Below are 15,501 nucleotides of genomic sequence, written 5' to 3'. Positions count from 1 at the left end.
GATGAAACCCCACGCCACGGCTTATAGCCAACGCTTGCTGCGCGGCCAGCCACCTTCTTATGAACGCTTGCAGGCGCGTCTGGCCGAAGATGGCAGCGCCTTGAGCGCCGCGCCGATTGCCGTGCATTGCGGCTGGGGCCGGTTGCTGATCGGGCACACCTTTCCTGATCCGGCCAGCCTCGCCCAAGCGTTGCTCAACGAGCAGCCGGGCGAGCGCGACATTGCGCTGTACGTCGCCGCGCCTCAACAAATACTCGGGCTGGAGCCGGCACAGCTTTTTCTCGACCCCTCGGACACCTTGCGCTTGTGGTTCAGCGATTACCGTCAGGCCACTCGCGTGTTTCGTGGTTTTCGCATTCGTCGGGCACAAAGCGAGGCGGACTGGCAGGCCATCAACCAGCTGTATCAGGCGCGCGGCATGCTGCCGATCGATGCAAGTCTGTTGACCCCACGGCATCTGGGCGGCCCGGTGTATTGGCTGGCCGAAGACGAAGACAGCGGCGCAATCATTGGCAGTGTCATGGGCCTCAACCACCACAAGGCGTTCAACGACCCGGAAAACGGCAGCAGCCTGTGGTGCCTGGCGGTCGACCCGCAGTGTTCACGACCGGGTGTGGGCGAAGTGTTGGTGCGTCACTTGATCGAGCACTTCATGAGCCGTGGGCTCAGTTGCCTGGACTTGTCCGTTTTGCACGACAACCGACAGGCGAAAAGCCTCTACGCCAAACTCGGGTTTCGCAACCTCTCGACCTTCGCCATCAAGCGCAAGAACGGCATCAATCAGCCGCTGTTTCTCGGACCGGGGCCGCAGGCCAATTTCAATCCATATGCGCGAATCATCGTCGAAGAAGCCCATCGGCGCGGCATTGACGTACAGGTGGATGATGCCGATGCGGGCCTGTTCACCCTCAGCCATGGCGGACGCCGGGTGCGTTGTCGCGAATCGTTGAGCGACCTGACCAGCGCCATCAGCATGAGCTTGTGTCAGGACAAAAGCCTGACGCACAAAGTGCTCAAGGCCGCAGGGCTGAACCTGCCTGCGCAACAATTGGCCGGTAACGCCGATGACAATCTGGCGTTTCTCGATGAGCACGAGCGCGTGGTGGTCAAACCACTGGATGGCGAACAAGGCCAGGGCGTTGCCGTGGATTTGCGCACGATTGAAGAGGTGCAGCACGCCATCGAAGCCGCCCGCCAATTCGACAGTCGCGTGCTGCTGGAAAGCTTCCACGAAGGGCTGGACCTGCGGATTGTGGTGATCGGGTTTGAGGTGGTGGCGGCGGCGATTCGGCGCCCGGCGCAAGTGATCGGCGATGGTCAGCATGCCATCGGCGCATTGATCGAAGCCCAGAGCCGGCGTCGGCAGGCCGCCACCCGTGGTGAAAGCAAAATCCCGCTGGATCATGAAACCCAGCGCACGTTGCATGCGGCGGGTTACGACTACAACAGCGTCCTGCCAGCGGGCGAGCAACTGTTCGTACGCAAGACAGCGAATCTTCATACAGGCGGGATTCTGGAGGACGTCACGGCGATCCTGCATCCGACCCTGGCCGACGCCGCGATGCGGGCGGCACGGGCGCTGGATATCCCGATGGTCGGGCTCGACCTGATGGTGCGAGCCGCCGACCAGCCTGAGTATGTGTTTATCGAGGCCAATGAACGCGCCGGGCTGGCCAACCATGAACCGCAGCCGACGGCTGAGCGGTTTGTGGATTTGTTGTTTCCGCACAGTCAGCCGGCGGCCCTTTAGATCTGTAGTGCTTGAACTGGCCCCTTCGCGAGCAAGCCCGCTCCCACAGGGATACTCGGTCAAATGTGGGAGCGGGCTTGCTCGCGAAGGCGGCGTGCCAGGCACCAAAAATCTAACTTATCCCCCTCATCGAAACCATCGATGTTCTGTACCCATCAGGAGTTTCCATGACCAGTAAAATCCCTGAACCGGATCTCGATTACCTGCAAAAAGTCCTGCTGGAAATGCTCGCCATTCCCAGCCCGACCGGGTTCACCGACACCATCGTGCGCTACGTCGCCGAACGCCTGGAAGAGTTGGGCATTCCATTCGAAATGACCCGGCGCGGAACCATCCGTGCAACCCTCAAAGGCAAAAAAAGCAGCCCCGACCGTGCGGTTTGCGCTCACCTGGATACCATCGGTGCGGCGGTTCGTGCCGTGAAGGATAACGGTCGCCTGGCCTTGGCGCCGGTCGGTTGCTGGTCCAGCCGTTTTGCCGAGGGCAGCCGGGTCAGCCTGTTCACCGATAACGGGGTGATTCGCGGCAGCGTGTTGCCGCTGATGGCATCCGGGCATGCTTTCAACACGGCCGTGGACGAAATGCCGATCAGCTGGGATCACGTTGAACTGCGCCTGGATGCCTACTGCGCCACCCGCGCCGACTGCGATTCGCTGGGGATCAGCGTGGGCGATTTCGTGGCTTTCGACCCGTTGCCGGAATTCACTGAAAGCGGCCACATCAGCGCCCGCCATCTCGACGACAAGGCCGGTGTCGCCGCACTGCTGGCGGCGCTCAAGGCCATCGTCGACAGTGGTGAAGCGTTGATGATCGATTGTCATCCACTGTTCACCATTACCGAGGAAACCGGCAGTGGCGCGGCGGCAGCGTTGCCGTGGGACGTTAGCGAATTCGTCGGAATCGACATTGCGCCCGTCGCACCCGGCCAGCACTCCAGCGAACACGCCGTCAGTGTGGCGATGCAGGATTCCGGCGGACCTTACGACTATCACTTGTCGCGTCATTTGCTGCGACTGGCCAGTGACAATGAACTGCCCGTGCGCCGCGACCTGTTCCGTTACTACTTCAGCGATGCGCACTCGGCGGTAACCGCCGGGCATGACATTCGCACCGCCCTGCTCGCCTTTGGTTGCGACGCCACGCACGGTTATGAGCGTACGCACATCGACAGTTTGGCGGCGTTGAGTCGATTGCTCGGCGCCTACATCTTGAGTCCGCCAGTGTTTGCCAGTGATGCGCAACCGGCGAAGGGCTCGCTGGACCGGTTCAGTCATCAGCTTGAACATGAGACGCAGATGGAAAGTGATACGCGGGTGCCTTCGGTGGATAGCCTTGTCGGGCAGCGCAACGATAGCTGACTCCAGGCCTGGTATCTTTAGTGGCTGACAGATCGCCTTCGCGAGCAAGCCCGCTCCCACATTTGACCGAGTTCCTCCTGAAGGAACGCAATTGAATGTGGGAGCGGGCTTGCTCGCGAAGGTGTCCGCACAGGCAACGCATGAGGCCGAGGCTAGTCGCAAGCGGTCATTCGCCGTAGCATCCTGACATTGTTTTAGCCGAGGTGCCCATGCTGATTCCCCACGACCAACTTGAAGTCGACACCCTGACCCGCCTGATCGAGGACTTCGTGACCCGTGACGGCACCGACAACGGTGACGATACACCGCTGGAAACCCGCGTTTTGCGGGTTCGCCAGGCATTGACCAAGGGCCAGGCGCTGATTGTCTTCGATCCGGAAAGCGAGCAGTGCCAATTGATGCTCAAGCACGATGTGCCCAAGCATCTGTTTGACTGAACGGTTCAGCGGCCCTTGGCCTTTGCCCGCTTGGCCTGGATGCGCTCATAGACTTCGGCGCGATGCACATTGACGTTTTGCGGCGCTTCGACGCCAAAGCGCACATTGGCGCCGTTGACGTTGAGGATACGCACTGAAATGTTGTCACCGATGGAAATCATCTCGCCCACAACACGACTGAGTACAAGCATGGCATTGGTCCTTCAGGATTACCGGTCCTTGAAGATGCCCGGCGCATCGAAGGGCTTCAATGCGATGACGACAAATCAGTCCGGCCCTACAGCACCGGACGACCACCACTGACGGAAACATCCGACAAATCGTTCGGACGCAGGAACAATCCTTCAGGAAACCGAGAAGCGCGGGCCGAACAAAATGACGCTCGCGCCGATCACGCACAACGCCACGCCGATCCAGTCCGAACTCAATGGACGAATCCGCTCGACGACCGCCAGCCAGCCAATTGAAGCGATGATGTAAATGCCACCGTAGGCCGCGTAGGCGCGACCGGCGTAGGCGGCTTCGACGCGGGTCAGCAGCAGCGCGAACAAGGTCAGGCTGAGCAGTGCCGGCACGACCCACCAAACACTTTTGCCTTGGCGCAACCACATCCAGAACGCGAAACAGCCAGCGATTTCGAACAGCGCCGCGAGGAAAAACCACAGGTAATTGAGCATGCAGATGCCTCGTGAGGATGGCCGATGGCGGCCACCCTAACGACGCTGACACCCATGGGCAAGTTCAGTCAGCGTTTTGTTTGGCCTTGGCGCGCATTTTGTCGGCCATGACGGTCATTTCGTTGTAGAGCAGTTGCGGGTTCTTCTGTTTGATCGCCCACGCCATGCGGCCTTGTTCGTGAGGCAGGATCATGAATTCGCCGGCGGCCACCTGCTTGTAGATGTAGTCGGCAATGTCGGTGGCGGTGATTGGCGAACTTTCCAGCAATTTGCCGACCTGGGCTTTCATCGCCGGGGTCGGGCCGCGGAAAGAGTCGAGCAAGTTGGTCTGGAAGAACGACGGGCATACGACATGCACGCCTACTTCCTGTTGTGCCAGTTCGATCAACAGGCTTTCCGACAACGCCACAACGCCGGCCTTGGCCACGTTGTAGTTGCTCATGGCCGGGCCTTGCATCAGGGCGGCCATCGACGCGATGTTGATGATCTTGCCTTTGCTTTTCTCCAGCAGCGGCAAGAACGCCTTGCAGCCCTTGACCACACCCATCAGGTTGATCGCGATCTGCCAGTCCCAATCCTCCAGGGACAGTTCGCTGAAGAAGCCGCCCGACGCCACGCCCGCATTGTTGACGATGACATCGATGCCGCCGAGCTTCTCTTCGCACGCCTGGGCGAAGGCCGTCAGTTGGCTGTAGTCGCGTACATCGCAACGCTGGATAAAACCATCACCGCCGGCGTCGCGAACGAGTTTGAGGGTTTCTTGCAGGCCAGGCTCGCTGACATCCGACAAGGCCAGTTGCCAGCCTTCACGCGCCCAGCGCAGCGCGATTTCGCGACCCAGGCCCGAGCCCGCGCCAGTGATCATCATGCGATTTTGCATAGCAAACAGCCTTGTGGTTCCGGGGAAGATGCGCTGAGTGTAGCGAAGGACATAACCCGACCCACGCTGTATCAGATTGCTGAATGGCCCGAGCAAACCGCGGGCGCGTGTGCTCCAACTAATCCTGTGAAAAAGAAATAGCCGGGTCTTCAAAAAACATTAAAAAAACATGGAATTTTCCGACTCGCGCATCAGTCGGACTTTGTAAGCAGCTTGAAATTTTAACCTTCCAGCAGACAGTTAAAAGTCAGGTCTTTCCATAACACTTCCAACAAGGTAATAGACATGGGCACAATTTTGATCGTTATTCTCATTCTCTTGCTGATCGGTGGTCTGCCGGTCTTCCCGCACTCCAGAAGTTGGGGTTATGGCCCGTCGGGTATCATCGGCGTGGTATTGGTGGTGCTGTTGATTTTGCTCTTGCTTGGCCGGATATAACGGTTTAACAGGCAAAAAAAGAGGCCCTTGAAAAGGGCCTCTTTTTAATGCGCTGGAAACTTAGTCCGGTTTGCCGTCAACCACACCGGCGGTGTTGTCGAGCAGGCTTTTGGTCGCCGTTTGCAGGAACGACTCGAGCTTGAGTTTCAACTCGGCAGTGCGCGGATCGTTAGGAACGATCTCGGCGTGCGGGTTGGCGCCCAGTTCGTAGCGGTACACCTTCGGCTCCATTTCCTTTTCTTTTGGCAGCACCAGGATCTGGTCAGCCGTAAGGATGGCGGTAGTCTGCTCGCTCCCCGACGGTTTGATCACGCCAAAACCGGCATCGCCTTCAGGCAGGTTGAGCAGGTCACGTCCCCAGCACTGATGGCGCACTTCGCCACCGATACGGCCCATGATGGTCGGCACGATGTCGATCTGAGTGCCGACGGTGTGGTCACGCTGGCCGAACTTTTCCTGGATACCCGGCGCGATCATCAGCATCGGAACGTTGAAGCGGCCCAGGTCCATTTCGGTGATTTGCTGTTCGTTGCCGAAACCATGGTCACCCACGATCACGAACAGGGTTTCCTTGAAGTACGGCTCTTTACGCGCCTTCTCGAAGAATTGCCCGAGCGCCCAGTCGGAGTAGCGCATGGCGGTCAGGTGTTCGTTCAGGTTGCCGCGATCAGTCACGCGTTCAACCGGCAATGGCGTCGGCAAGGCATACGGCGTGTGGTTCGACAGCGTCTGCAGCAAGGCATAGAACGGCTTGCCGTTTTCACGAGCCTTTAGCTCTACCAGGCCACGGTCGAACATATCCTGGTCAGACACGCCCCAAGTTGGGTCGGAGAACACCGGGTTCACGTAGTCGTTACGCCCGATGAAGTTGGTCATGCCCTGGTTGCTGAAGAAACCCGACTGGTTATCCCAGGCGAAATCGCCGTTGTAGACGTATACGTCGTCGAAGTCGCGGGCACTGAGCAACTGCGGCAGGCCGGACAATTTGTGGCTGCCTTCCGGGGTTTGCATCAGGTATTCGAAACCCGGCAGGTTCGGGAAGCAGGCCATGGTGGCAAACATGCCCTGGTGGGTGTGGGTGCCATTGGAGAAGAAGCGGTCGAACAACAGGCCTTCCTTCGACAGTTTGTCGAGGTAGGGGGTGATGTTACCCGGGCCGCCCAACGCGCCGACCGAGTGACCGGCCATGCTTTCCATCAGGATCACCACCACGTTCTTGATCGGCAGGGTCTTGTCGGCCGGTGGCATGTAATCGCGACGCACGGCGGCGATGTCGGCATCCACCAGTTTTTCGTCTTTCATCACCAGCATGTCACGCACGGTCTGCTGAGCCTGAGGCTGCGGCAGCGTAGCTTTCCAGATGTTGTCGCGATCTTCGGACATCCGGCTCTTGGCCGCCGCGATCAACGACAGTGTGCCGTTGAGGCCCAACTGGTTGGCGAAGTTCGAGTCGGTGGTGTAAACGTCACCCCAGCGCAGCGGCGGGCCCTGACGCAAAGTGCCACGAGCGGCCACTACGCAGATCAGCAGGCAAACGACGAACACGCCGATGCGTGCATACCACGGGGCGATCTGGCGAGTGCCGATGCTGCCGCCGCTGAACGGGCCGCGAGGACGGGTCGCACGATCAGCGCCCTTGAACGCCAGGGTCAGAATCAATGTGCCAAAGGCCCAGGCCAGCAGATAGCGAACCACCGGGAAACCGTACCAGAGCATGCTCATCACGGTTTTCGGGTCTTCCTTCACGTACTGGAAGACCAGACCGTTGAGGCGCTGGTGGAACTCGCGGTAGAAGTCCATCTCCATCAGGCCGAGGAACAGCGCGATGCTCGACGCGATGGTCAGCCAGAAACGGAAGAAGCCGCGCGCAGCCATGGCCCGCGCGCTGAACAGTGCCAGCAACAGCGGAACGCAAAGGTAGACCACCAGTCGCAGGTCGAAACGCAGACCGTTGGCGAATGCTTCAAGGAAAGTGGAAGCCGGTGTGTCGAGGATCATCGAGCGGTTGTAGACCAGCAGCGCAACACGCAGCAGGCTGAACATGACCATCATGATCAAGGCGCACAGCAGCGTGTAGGCCAGGTGCGATTTGACGGTCGGTTGCAGCAGGCGACTAGAAGCTCGCTGCTGATTCAGGGCGTCCGGGTTTGCCATGTCGTTTTAGGACCCATTGGAAGTTGAAGTTTCAAAAAATACTGCGGCGCCCTGCCCTCTGTTAGCCAATACCTGGCCCCGGGGCTTGCGCGGTGCGCAAATGTTGCACGATCACCCGCCTCATTGCCATTGATTACTGTTTGACTGGCGGGTGCGGGCGGATTGTCTTGGAGCCATTGTGAAAATTTTGTGCAACGCATATCCGGAAACACAATAAAACCGGGGCCTGCGTTAAAACGCAAACGCCCCGAACCAGTCGGGGCGTTTTGTAGAACAACGCTGTGATTACTTCTCGGCGCGTTGTTTCAGGGCTTTCAAAGTATCGAACGGCGCATCGACCACAAACTTGTTGGCAACCATCGACGGCACGCTGCCGCCTGGCTCGGTGTGAACCTGATAGGTCACTTCAACCTGGTCACCCTTGGGTACGAACTTCCAGAAGCCGTCGACCTTGGTGACGCGCACGAAACCTTTTTCTTCCGGGACGTATTTCGGTACGCCTTCGAGCTTGCGGGTCAGGCTGCCATCGGTACCTTCGACGGTGGTGACGTGCAGCACCGAGTCACGCGGGGTAACCGGCCATGGGGTATTGAATTGGGTGTAGGTCCAGCTCTGGTCACCTTCATGCTTGAGCAGCTTTTGGGTTTTGCATTCGTGAATCCAGGCACAGGCACCGGACACGTCTTCCTGCAGTGCGCGCAGTTTGGCAACAGTGGTCTTCATCAATACGACGCCCTGGTAGGCCTTGTAGTCCGAGCCAGGCACTTCACTCAGGGAGACCTTGATGCCGTCCTCGTTCTTGGCGACTTTCCAGTCTTCAGCCTGAACGGCCGTGGTGGCCAACGCGGCGGTCAGTCCACACAAAACAGCAATACGATGCAGCGAACCCATAGTCTTATTCCTTATTGTTGAAGTTCCGTTGTTTGAACACATCACGCCGCGGTCATTTGCTCCCACCATCCCAGCAATTTGATCGCCTCGTCACTGCTGCTTCCGCACACTTCGACGTCGGCTTCAAATGCCGAACACACCGCGGGGCGCTCCGGGTTGCCGAAGATGCTGCACAGGTTATCGACCGAAAGTTGTACGCAACGTTCGCCCGCGGCTTTGCCATTGGGCATACCGGGAATCGGTGAACTGATGGAAGGGGCAATGCAACAGGCGCCACAGCCTTCACGGCATTTCATGACGACGAGCTCCTCACGAGGTGTGATATGTAAAAGGACGGGGCACAGAGTAACCGCTAAAACAGTTGTTTAAAATTACCTGAACCGGGGTTTTTTCGTTCAAATCAACGTGACTGACCAGTCTCCGACAAAGCGTCTGGCCTGCGGGTCACGGATGGGAATGATTTACTGCTTGAACTCGAAATCCAGCGCCGCCCCTTCGACTTCCCGGCGCTCTTCATTGCGCAGTTGCAACTGCATTTCGTTGCTGAGCAAACGGCCGTTCAATTGAAAAGGGCTGCTGTCCGGCTTTTTTTCGCCAAACATGGGCGGCAACAACGGATCGTGCCTGGGCAAAGGCACAGTGCCGAGCGGTTTGAATTCTTCTGCCATTTGCGGGGGCAGTCTCAAATCAAGATTGGCGGAAGGAAGCTGGGTTTTCACCACTTCACTGGCCGGTTTCGACTTGGAGGCAATGGGTGGTCGCTTTTTCACCACAGCCGCATTCTTTTTGGCTGGCGCGGCTTTCTTGGCGGGCGCCGGCTTTTTCGACGTTGCGCTGACTGCCGGTTTTTCCTGACCAGCCGCCGCCATGACGCCTTCGGCTTGAACGGTCATCAACAGGCAAAAAGACAGGCAGACGGCAGGAAAAATCGGCTTCATGAACCCAACAGCGCTAACGGCAGAGGGCCATATGCTCGCCTGTTGCACGTCACATGACAAGCACCGCGCAAAACGACCGCACGACGGCTTAGAAGCCGCCGGCCATCTCCTGGCAAAGTTGCGTCGCCAACATCCCCAAGGTCATCAAGGCACGTTCGGCTTCTCGATTCCAGGGGATGCCACAGTTCAGCCGAATGCAGTGATTGAACTGCTCGGTGTTACTGAAGATCAGCCCCGGCGCGATGCTGATGCCCTGCTGCAACGCCCGTACGTGCAGTTCCTGTGTGTTTACCCGTCCCGGCAAACTGACCCACAGAATGAAGCCGCCAGTAGGCCGGGTCATCTGCGTGCCTTCCGGGAAGTATTGCTGGACTGCGAGCTGAAAGGCGCTGAGGTTCTTGCGGTATTCCTGACGGATGTAGCGCAAGTGCCGGTCGTAACCGCCGTTTTCCAGATAAGCCGCAATGCCCATTTGCGTGACGCTGCAGGCCGAATGGGTACTGAACGTCTGCAAGCGCTGGATTTCCTGCTGGTACTTGCCAGCGATCATCCAGCCGATCCGCACGCCCGGCGACAAGGTCTTGGAGAAGCTGGAACAATAGATGACCCGATCCAGCCGATCGTAGGCCTTGAGCGATTTGGTGCGCCCCTGCTCGAACATCAGCTCGCCGTAAATATCATCTTCGACAATCTGGATGTCGAAATCCGACGCCAGGCGCAGCAATTGTTTCTGGCGTTCCTCGGGCATGGTTCCGCCCAATGGATTGCTCAGACGCGTGGTCAACACCAGCGCCTTGATCGACCATTGATTGGCCGCCAGTTGCAGGGCTTCCAGGCTCATGCCGGTAGCGGGGTCGCTAGGGATTTCGATCACTTTGAGACCGAGCAAATCGGCCAGTTGCAGCAGACCATAATAAGTCGGTGATTCGGCGGCGATCAGGTCGCCGGGCCGAGTCAGTACCCGCAATGACATCTGCAATGCATCGACGCAGCCGTGGGTGATGACCACTTCGGAGGGATCAACCACCACACCGGCATCGCGCATGCGGATCGCCACCTGCCGGCGCAACGGTTCAAAACCTGGGCTGAACATGTAGCTGAAGGCACGCGGACTGTGGAATCGGGTGACTTTGGCCAATTGCTGATGCAGCGCCCGCACCGGCAGGTAATCGACGCTGGGCACTGCGGCGCCCAGCGGAAAAACGCCTTCGCGGCGGGATTCGACCAACACTTGTTGAATGATGCTGCTGCGCGTGACCAGGCCTGGACGCTCGACCCGGGCAATGTCGGGAGTTGGCGCGGTCAGGGCCGGTGTCTGGTGAACGTAATAACCCGACTGCGGCCGGGCACGGATCAGGCCCTGATCTTCAAGATTGGCATACGCCTGCAACACCGTCGCATGGCTGACGTTGAGCTGCGAACTCATCTTGCGCACCGAAGGCACGCGCTCTCCCGGTTGATAGACACCACGGCGGATGTCTTCGGCCAGTTGTTGAGCAATACGTTGGTAGAGCAAAAGATTGGTCATGACGCAGCACTCGATTTCACGGGCATTTTATTCTTGTGGGGAACAATACCGGAACAGTTTAGAAGTGTACTGGGACAGTTGCCACAATAGTCGACCATACAGTGCAGTGTCAGCAAAATCTGTACTGCTTTTTGGGAGAACGTGAAGCCGTTTGCAGGCGTAAAAAAACCCGGCGCTGACTGGCAGGCCGGGCTTTCCAATGACGCAGCCCTTAGCGAGCAGCGCCCAATTGGCCTTTTTCGTCGGAGAAAACAATTTCCACGCGGCGGTTTTGCGCACGACCGCGCTCGGAGGCGTTCACGTCCACCGGGTATTCATCCCCGTACCCTTCGACATGAATGCGCTTTTCATCGATCCCCAGATCCATCAGCACATCGGCTACCGACTGTGCACGGTCACGGGACAGCTTGATATTGTCCTGCTTGCCACCGGTGCTGTCGGTATACCCCTCGATCCGCACCACGCGGTTGGGGTTAAGCTGCAGGAACTGCACGATCTTCAATACCACGCGGTTGGCCGAGTTCTTCAGCTCCGCCTCGCCCGTATCGAACAGCATATCGCCCAATGTCATCACCAGACCGCGGTCGGTCTGAGTAGTGGTCAATGCGAGGATCTGTTCTTCGAGCCATTTGCCTTGCTGTTGCACGCTAACCAGTTTGGATTCACGCAGAGCCAATTGCAGACGCTGGCGCTCCAGTTCGAGCTTCGCCGCGCGCTCTTCGTTGAGCACTTGATTGGTGTGCTCACGCGCAATTTCGCTGTAGCGCTGGCTCAAGTAGGCGTAATGCACGACGTCCGAACCACTGCCCCAATAGCTGGACAGACGATCGGCGCGGGCCAGGGATTCACCGGCGCGGATCACGTCTTTGGGCGCGATACGCAGCACATTGGAGTCTTCCTTGACCTTCTGGAAGTCTGCGCCAGCCTCTTGCAAGGCGGCTTCACTGTGTTGGCCGGCGCACCCATACAGGCTTGCACAACCGGCGAGGATCAAGCCGCCGAGAACTGTTGACTTGAGGCTCATTGGACATCTCCCAGTTGCTTGCGCAAACGAGTGATGCGGGTGTTGAGCACATTCAATTGCTCCTCGCTCTTGAGGGTCAGCACTTTGGCTTCAGCCAGACGCGCGTCCAGCTCGGCCTGCTCGGCCCGCATGCGCGCATGTTTGTAGGACTGGTCAGCCATGTTGCCTTGGGCACGGGCGAATTTTTCTTCGGCCAGCTTCATTTCCGGCACGTCTTCGGCGGTGGCACCCACGGCTTTGGCTTGTACGAGTGCCTGTTCGGTCAGGCGAATCTGTTCATTCGGCGCAGGGTCAGCTGCACAACCCGCCAGAGCCAGAACGGCCAGGGCAGCGAAAAGAGGTCGAATACTCACTAAAAATCCCTACTGTTTTGGGGCGCTGACAGGTTGTTGCTGTTGCTGCGCTTTCCAACGCTCGATATTGCGCTGCAATGCGGTGTCCGCCAGTCCTGAGGCGGGCAATTCTGTCATCTTTTTGGCCAGCTGTCCGCGCAACCAAGGATCGTTGCAGGCGGAGTTATGAGACACCGCGAGGAACAGGCCGGGTTTGTCGACGGGTTCGGCATGGGCGATCAGGTCGTTGGCCATGCTCAATGCCTGCGCGGCCGCCATGCCTGAATAGCGGCCCGCGAGAACAAACTCCACTTCACCCAAGAGCAGTTTCTGAAACGCCTGGGTCAGGTTGGGCGTGCGGCTGAGCGTCAGTTGCTGCTCGGCAAAAGTGCTGAATGCCGGGGTCATTCGAGACTTTTCCGACAATGCGCCGGGATGGCCGTGAAGGTCTTGCACGTTGTTGTAGACCAGTTTCGAGTCTTTACGTGTCCAGACCAGGTAGTCGTTTTCCAGTAGGGGCGGATGAATGTAATCGAGGGTTTCCAGCTCAGTGACCGTCAATGGCGTGTCCGCCAGCAGGTCCATGCGCCCGCTGCGCACTTCGTCCAGCGCCTGGGAGCGTTTGCCGGCGTAGAGCAACTCGACTTTGATGCCCAATTCCCCCGCCACGTGCTGCAACAGATCAGCACTGGCACCGATCAGGTGCTTTGGATCTTGCGGGTCTTGCCACAGGTACGGCGGCGCATCCGGACTTCCGGTTACCACCAGCCGCTCGCACTTGCCCGCGGCACTGGACAACGCCGGCAACACCGTCAAGCCCAGCAGTAATGACCAGCCAACTACGCAGCGCAGATCCATGGCGACACTCTCCACTAAAACCCTGTTATCGCCTGTAGGAGCTGTCGAGTGAAACGAGGCTGCGAATTTTCAGGTCCACTCGAATCCCAAGCGGAAGATCAAAAGATCGCAGCCTCGTTTCACTCGACATCTCCTACAGAAGAACAAAAAAAAAGCCCGACCAAAAGGTCGGGCTCTTTATAAGTCAGGCCGCTGGATTAAACCAGCTTCTCGAACTCGGGGATGGCTTCGAACAGGTCCGCCACCAGGCCGTAATCGGCCACCTGGAAGATCGGCGCTTCTTCGTCCTTGTTGATCGCAACGATCACTTTGGAGTCTTTCATGCCGGCCAGGTGCTGGATCGCGCCGGAGATACCGACGGCGATGTACAGCTGTGGAGCAACGATCTTGCCGGTCTGACCGACCTGCATGTCGTTGGGTACAAAACCTGCGTCGACTGCGGCGCGCGATGCTCCGACAGCAGCGCCCAGCTTGTCGGCCAGGGCGTACAGGTGTTTGAAGTTGTCGCCGTTCTGCATGCCGCGACCGCCGGAAACGACGATTTTGGCAGCGGTCAGTTCCGGACGATCGGACTTGGCCAGTTCTTCGCCAACGAAGCTCGAAGTGCCAGCGTCATGAGCAGCAGCAACGGCTTCAATAGCAGCAGAACCACCTTCAGCAGCCACCGGGTCGAAACCGGTAGCACGCACGGTGATGACTTTCACCGAAGCGGTCGACTGAACGGTAGCGATAGCGTTACCGGCGTAGATCGGGCGCTTGAAGGTGTCAGCGCTTTCAACCGAGATGATCTCGGAGATCTGGTCAACGTCCAGCGCGGCAGCAACGCGCGGCAGGATGTTTTTGCCGTTGGAAGTCGCGGCAGCCAGGATGTGGCTGTAGCCCTTGCCCAATTCAGCGACCAGCGGAGCAACGTTTTCCGGCAACTGGTGAGCGTAAGCGGCGTTGTCGGCCAGCAGCACTTTAGCCACGCCAGCGACTTTCGCAGCGGCTTCAGCCACGGCGCCAGCGCCCTGACCTGCAACCAGAACGTGGATGTCGCCACCGATTTTGGCAGCAGCAGCAACGGTGTTCAGCGTGGCCGGGGCCAGCACTTTGTTGTCGTGTTCAGCAATAACCAAGATAGTCATTTAGATTACCTTCGCTTCGTTTTTCAGTTTCTCGACCAGTTCAGCCACCGACTTGACCTTGATACCCGCGCTGCGTGCAGCAGGCGCTTCGACTTTCACGGTCTTGTTGGTGGAGGCGGTGGAAACGCCCAAAGCATCCGGAGTCAGCACTTCGAGAGGCTTCTTCTTGGCTTTCATGATGTTTGGCAGGGACGCATAACGCGGCTCGTTCAAACGCAGGTCGGTGGTGACGATGGCCGGCAGTTTCAGGGAAACTGTCTGCGCGCCGCCGTCGACTTCGCGAGTCACGGCAACGCTGTCGCCGCTGATTTCGACTTTCGAAGCGAACGTGCCCTGACCGTAGCCGCTCAATGCAGCGAGCATCTGGCCAGTCTGGTTGTTGTCGCTGTCGATGGCTTGTTTGCCAAGGATCACCAGCTGAGGCTGTTCCTTGTCGACAACCGCTTTCAACAGTTTGGCAACGGCCAGGGAAGTCAGGTCTTCGGCGGACTCGACGAGGATGGCGCGGTCGGCACCCAGAGCCAGCGCGGTGCGCAGTTGCTCTTGAGCGGTGGACGGGCCGACGGAGACGACGACGATTTCAGTCGCAACACCTTTCTCTTTTAGGCGTACGGCTTCTTCCACTGCGATTTCGCAGAACGGGTTCATCGACATCTTCACGTTAGCGAGGTCGACGCCGGAATTGTCCGCCTTGACGCGAACCTTGACGTTGTAATCCACAACGCGTTTGACAGCTACAAGAACCTTCATGGATTCCTCGTTACTCTCCGGTGAAAAGAAAGTCGCCTAGGCGAACCTGGCGGTTGATGCTCATCGGGCGCAAGGGCACCTCTAAAAACGCCGGCAATCGTGTCAAGTGACCTTCGCTCACGATGATGATGACCGTTCGTCAGTAGTGACTGAGGAGTCATTCATTATCGCGGCGTGTAAACTGCGCGCCAAACCTGCGCTACGCATCACCTTGTACGGCCTTCGCCCTGTCTTTAGAAGTGCTCTTGAAACCAACAGCCAGCCTACGGCGAGCGCAAAACCGACCGTATCTTGACCGGAACGCCTATTCCGGTCAATACGGCAAAATGGCCGTTCGTAAGCCGCGTGACTTTGATTTC

General features: G+C 58.4%; 17 protein-coding genes. 4 read left to right on the top strand and 13 right to left on the bottom strand.

Going from position 1 to position 15,501, the window contains the following annotated elements:
- Nucleotide 1 precedes the first annotated feature (1 nt).
- From ngg to BMS17_RS20005, 3 genes are all read left to right on the top strand, one after another.
- Nucleotides 2–1,750 (top strand): N-acetylglutaminylglutamine synthetase, encoded by a 1,749-nt coding sequence (gene ngg / locus BMS17_RS20015; RefSeq protein ID WP_077431569.1) that lies wholly within the window; start codon nt 2–4, stop codon nt 1,748–1,750.
- Between the two features lie 167 nt (nt 1,751–1,917).
- On the top strand, nt 1,918–3,108 hold the full coding sequence (locus BMS17_RS20010) for an osmoprotectant NAGGN system M42 family peptidase (protein ID WP_046031728.1): 1,191 nt from the start codon (nt 1,918–1,920) through the stop codon (nt 3,106–3,108).
- A gap of 209 nt (nt 3,109–3,317) precedes the next feature.
- A complete protein-coding gene (locus tag BMS17_RS20005; protein ID WP_003199186.1) occupies nt 3,318–3,545 on the top strand; it encodes a YheU family protein in 228 nt (75 codons plus the stop codon).
- Between the two features lie 5 nt (nt 3,546–3,550).
- Here the strand turns inward: BMS17_RS20005 and csrA are convergent, their stop codons facing one another.
- The 3 genes from csrA to BMS17_RS19990 all read right to left on the bottom strand — a co-directional run bounded on the left by csrA (nt 3,551) and on the right by BMS17_RS19990 (nt 5,102).
- Nucleotides 3,551–3,736, bottom strand: coding sequence for a carbon storage regulator CsrA (gene csrA, locus BMS17_RS20000; RefSeq protein WP_077431567.1), 186 nt, complete (start codon nt 3,734–3,736; stop codon nt 3,551–3,553).
- A 153-nt stretch (nt 3,737–3,889) separates the two neighbouring features.
- Nucleotides 3,890–4,222, bottom strand: coding sequence for a YnfA family protein (locus tag BMS17_RS19995; RefSeq protein WP_077431565.1), 333 nt, complete (start codon nt 4,220–4,222; stop codon nt 3,890–3,892).
- Between the two features lie 64 nt (nt 4,223–4,286).
- Nucleotides 4,287–5,102, bottom strand: coding sequence for an SDR family oxidoreductase (locus BMS17_RS19990; protein ID WP_046031725.1), 816 nt, complete (start codon nt 5,100–5,102; stop codon nt 4,287–4,289).
- 279 nt (nt 5,103–5,381) lie between these two features.
- On the opposite strand from BMS17_RS19990, the gene BMS17_RS19985 reads away from it, so the two are divergent.
- On the top strand, nt 5,382–5,540 hold the full coding sequence (locus BMS17_RS19985) for a DUF3309 family protein (protein WP_172825980.1): 159 nt from the start codon (nt 5,382–5,384) through the stop codon (nt 5,538–5,540).
- A 60-nt stretch (nt 5,541–5,600) separates the two neighbouring features.
- Here BMS17_RS19985 and BMS17_RS19980 read toward each other — a convergent pair whose 3' ends face one another.
- From BMS17_RS19980 to BMS17_RS19935, 10 genes are all read right to left on the bottom strand, one after another.
- Nucleotides 5,601–7,694 carry an LTA synthase family protein gene (locus BMS17_RS19980; protein ID WP_077431563.1) on the bottom strand — a complete coding sequence of 698 codons (2,094 nt, stop codon included), beginning with the start codon at nt 7,692–7,694 and terminating at the stop codon, nt 5,601–5,603.
- Between the two features lie 285 nt (nt 7,695–7,979).
- On the bottom strand, nt 7,980–8,585 hold the full coding sequence (locus BMS17_RS19975) for an START domain-containing protein (RefSeq protein ID WP_046031723.1): 606 nt from the start codon (nt 8,583–8,585) through the stop codon (nt 7,980–7,982).
- Between the two features lie 41 nt (nt 8,586–8,626).
- On the bottom strand, nt 8,627–8,881 hold the full coding sequence (locus BMS17_RS19970) for a YkgJ family cysteine cluster protein (RefSeq protein ID WP_046031722.1): 255 nt from the start codon (nt 8,879–8,881) through the stop codon (nt 8,627–8,629).
- 165 nt (nt 8,882–9,046) lie between these two features.
- Nucleotides 9,047–9,523 (bottom strand): hypothetical protein, encoded by a 477-nt coding sequence (locus BMS17_RS19965; protein WP_046031721.1) that lies wholly within the window; start codon nt 9,521–9,523, stop codon nt 9,047–9,049.
- Between the two features lie 88 nt (nt 9,524–9,611).
- Nucleotides 9,612–11,051 (bottom strand): PLP-dependent aminotransferase family protein, encoded by a 1,440-nt coding sequence (locus BMS17_RS19960; protein WP_046031720.1) that lies wholly within the window; start codon nt 11,049–11,051, stop codon nt 9,612–9,614.
- Nucleotides 11,052–11,262: 211 nt separating this feature from the next.
- Nucleotides 11,263–12,075, bottom strand: coding sequence for an OmpA family protein (locus BMS17_RS19955; RefSeq protein ID WP_046031719.1), 813 nt, complete (start codon nt 12,073–12,075; stop codon nt 11,263–11,265).
- The gene (locus BMS17_RS19950; protein WP_077431561.1) at nt 12,072–12,428 is read right to left on the bottom strand and encodes a DUF4398 domain-containing protein; all 357 of its coding nucleotides are present in this window, start codon (nt 12,426–12,428) and stop codon (nt 12,072–12,074) included. Before BMS17_RS19950 ends, BMS17_RS19955 begins: the two co-directional genes overlap by 4 nt.
- A 9-nt stretch (nt 12,429–12,437) precedes the next feature.
- Nucleotides 12,438–13,265, bottom strand: a complete 828-nt coding sequence (locus BMS17_RS19945) for an ABC transporter substrate-binding protein (protein WP_046031717.1) — start codon at nt 13,263–13,265, stop codon at nt 12,438–12,440.
- 197 nt (nt 13,266–13,462) lie between these two features.
- Entirely contained in the window at nt 13,463–14,392 is a 930-nt protein-coding gene (locus tag BMS17_RS19940) for an electron transfer flavoprotein subunit alpha/FixB family protein (RefSeq protein ID WP_046031716.1), read from the bottom strand.
- A complete protein-coding gene (locus BMS17_RS19935) occupies nt 14,393–15,142 on the bottom strand; it encodes an electron transfer flavoprotein subunit beta/FixA family protein (protein ID WP_007945693.1) in 750 nt (249 codons plus the stop codon).
- Between the last annotated feature and the right edge of the window lie 359 nt (nt 15,143–15,501).

The sequence above is a fragment of the Pseudomonas sp. C9 genome, from assembly GCF_002000165.1.
Taxonomy (GTDB): Bacteria; Pseudomonadota; Gammaproteobacteria; order Pseudomonadales; family Pseudomonadaceae; genus Aquipseudomonas.
The sequence above is the reverse complement of the archived record's forward strand: the minus strand, read 5'-3'. Positions and strand labels throughout refer to the sequence as shown.

What these genes read in the sequence shown, in the direction of transcription:
- ngg (WP_077431569.1), top strand. Translation starts at nt 2, where the DNA reads ATGAAACCCCACGCCACGGCTTATAGCCAACGCTTGCTGCGCGGCCAG.
- BMS17_RS20010 (WP_046031728.1), top strand. Translation starts at nt 1,918, where the DNA reads ATGACCAGTAAAATCCCTGAACCGGATCTCGATTACCTGCAAAAAGTC.
- BMS17_RS20005 (WP_003199186.1), top strand. Translation starts at nt 3,318, where the DNA reads ATGCTGATTCCCCACGACCAACTTGAAGTCGACACCCTGACCCGCCTG.
- csrA (WP_077431567.1), bottom strand. Translation starts at nt 3,736, where the DNA reads ATGCTTGTACTCAGTCGTGTTGTGGGCGAGATGATTTCCATCGGTGAC.
- BMS17_RS19995 (WP_077431565.1), bottom strand. Translation starts at nt 4,222, where the DNA reads ATGCTCAATTACCTGTGGTTTTTCCTCGCGGCGCTGTTCGAAATCGCT.
- BMS17_RS19990 (WP_046031725.1), bottom strand. Translation starts at nt 5,102, where the DNA reads ATGCAAAATCGCATGATGATCACTGGCGCGGGCTCGGGCCTGGGTCGC.
- BMS17_RS19980 (WP_077431563.1), bottom strand. Translation starts at nt 7,694, where the DNA reads ATGGCAAACCCGGACGCCCTGAATCAGCAGCGAGCTTCTAGTCGCCTG.
- BMS17_RS19975 (WP_046031723.1), bottom strand. Translation starts at nt 8,585, where the DNA reads ATGGGTTCGCTGCATCGTATTGCTGTTTTGTGTGGACTGACCGCCGCG.
- BMS17_RS19970 (WP_046031722.1), bottom strand. Translation starts at nt 8,881, where the DNA reads ATGAAATGCCGTGAAGGCTGTGGCGCCTGTTGCATTGCCCCTTCCATC.
- BMS17_RS19965 (WP_046031721.1), bottom strand. Translation starts at nt 9,523, where the DNA reads ATGAAGCCGATTTTTCCTGCCGTCTGCCTGTCTTTTTGCCTGTTGATG.
- BMS17_RS19960 (WP_046031720.1), bottom strand. Translation starts at nt 11,051, where the DNA reads ATGACCAATCTTTTGCTCTACCAACGTATTGCTCAACAACTGGCCGAA.
- BMS17_RS19955 (WP_046031719.1), bottom strand. Translation starts at nt 12,075, where the DNA reads ATGAGCCTCAAGTCAACAGTTCTCGGCGGCTTGATCCTCGCCGGTTGT.
- BMS17_RS19945 (WP_046031717.1), bottom strand. Translation starts at nt 13,265, where the DNA reads ATGGATCTGCGCTGCGTAGTTGGCTGGTCATTACTGCTGGGCTTGACG.
- BMS17_RS19940 (WP_046031716.1), bottom strand. Translation starts at nt 14,392, where the DNA reads ATGACTATCTTGGTTATTGCTGAACACGACAACAAAGTGCTGGCCCCG.
- BMS17_RS19935 (WP_007945693.1), bottom strand. Translation starts at nt 15,142, where the DNA reads ATGAAGGTTCTTGTAGCTGTCAAACGCGTTGTGGATTACAACGTCAAG.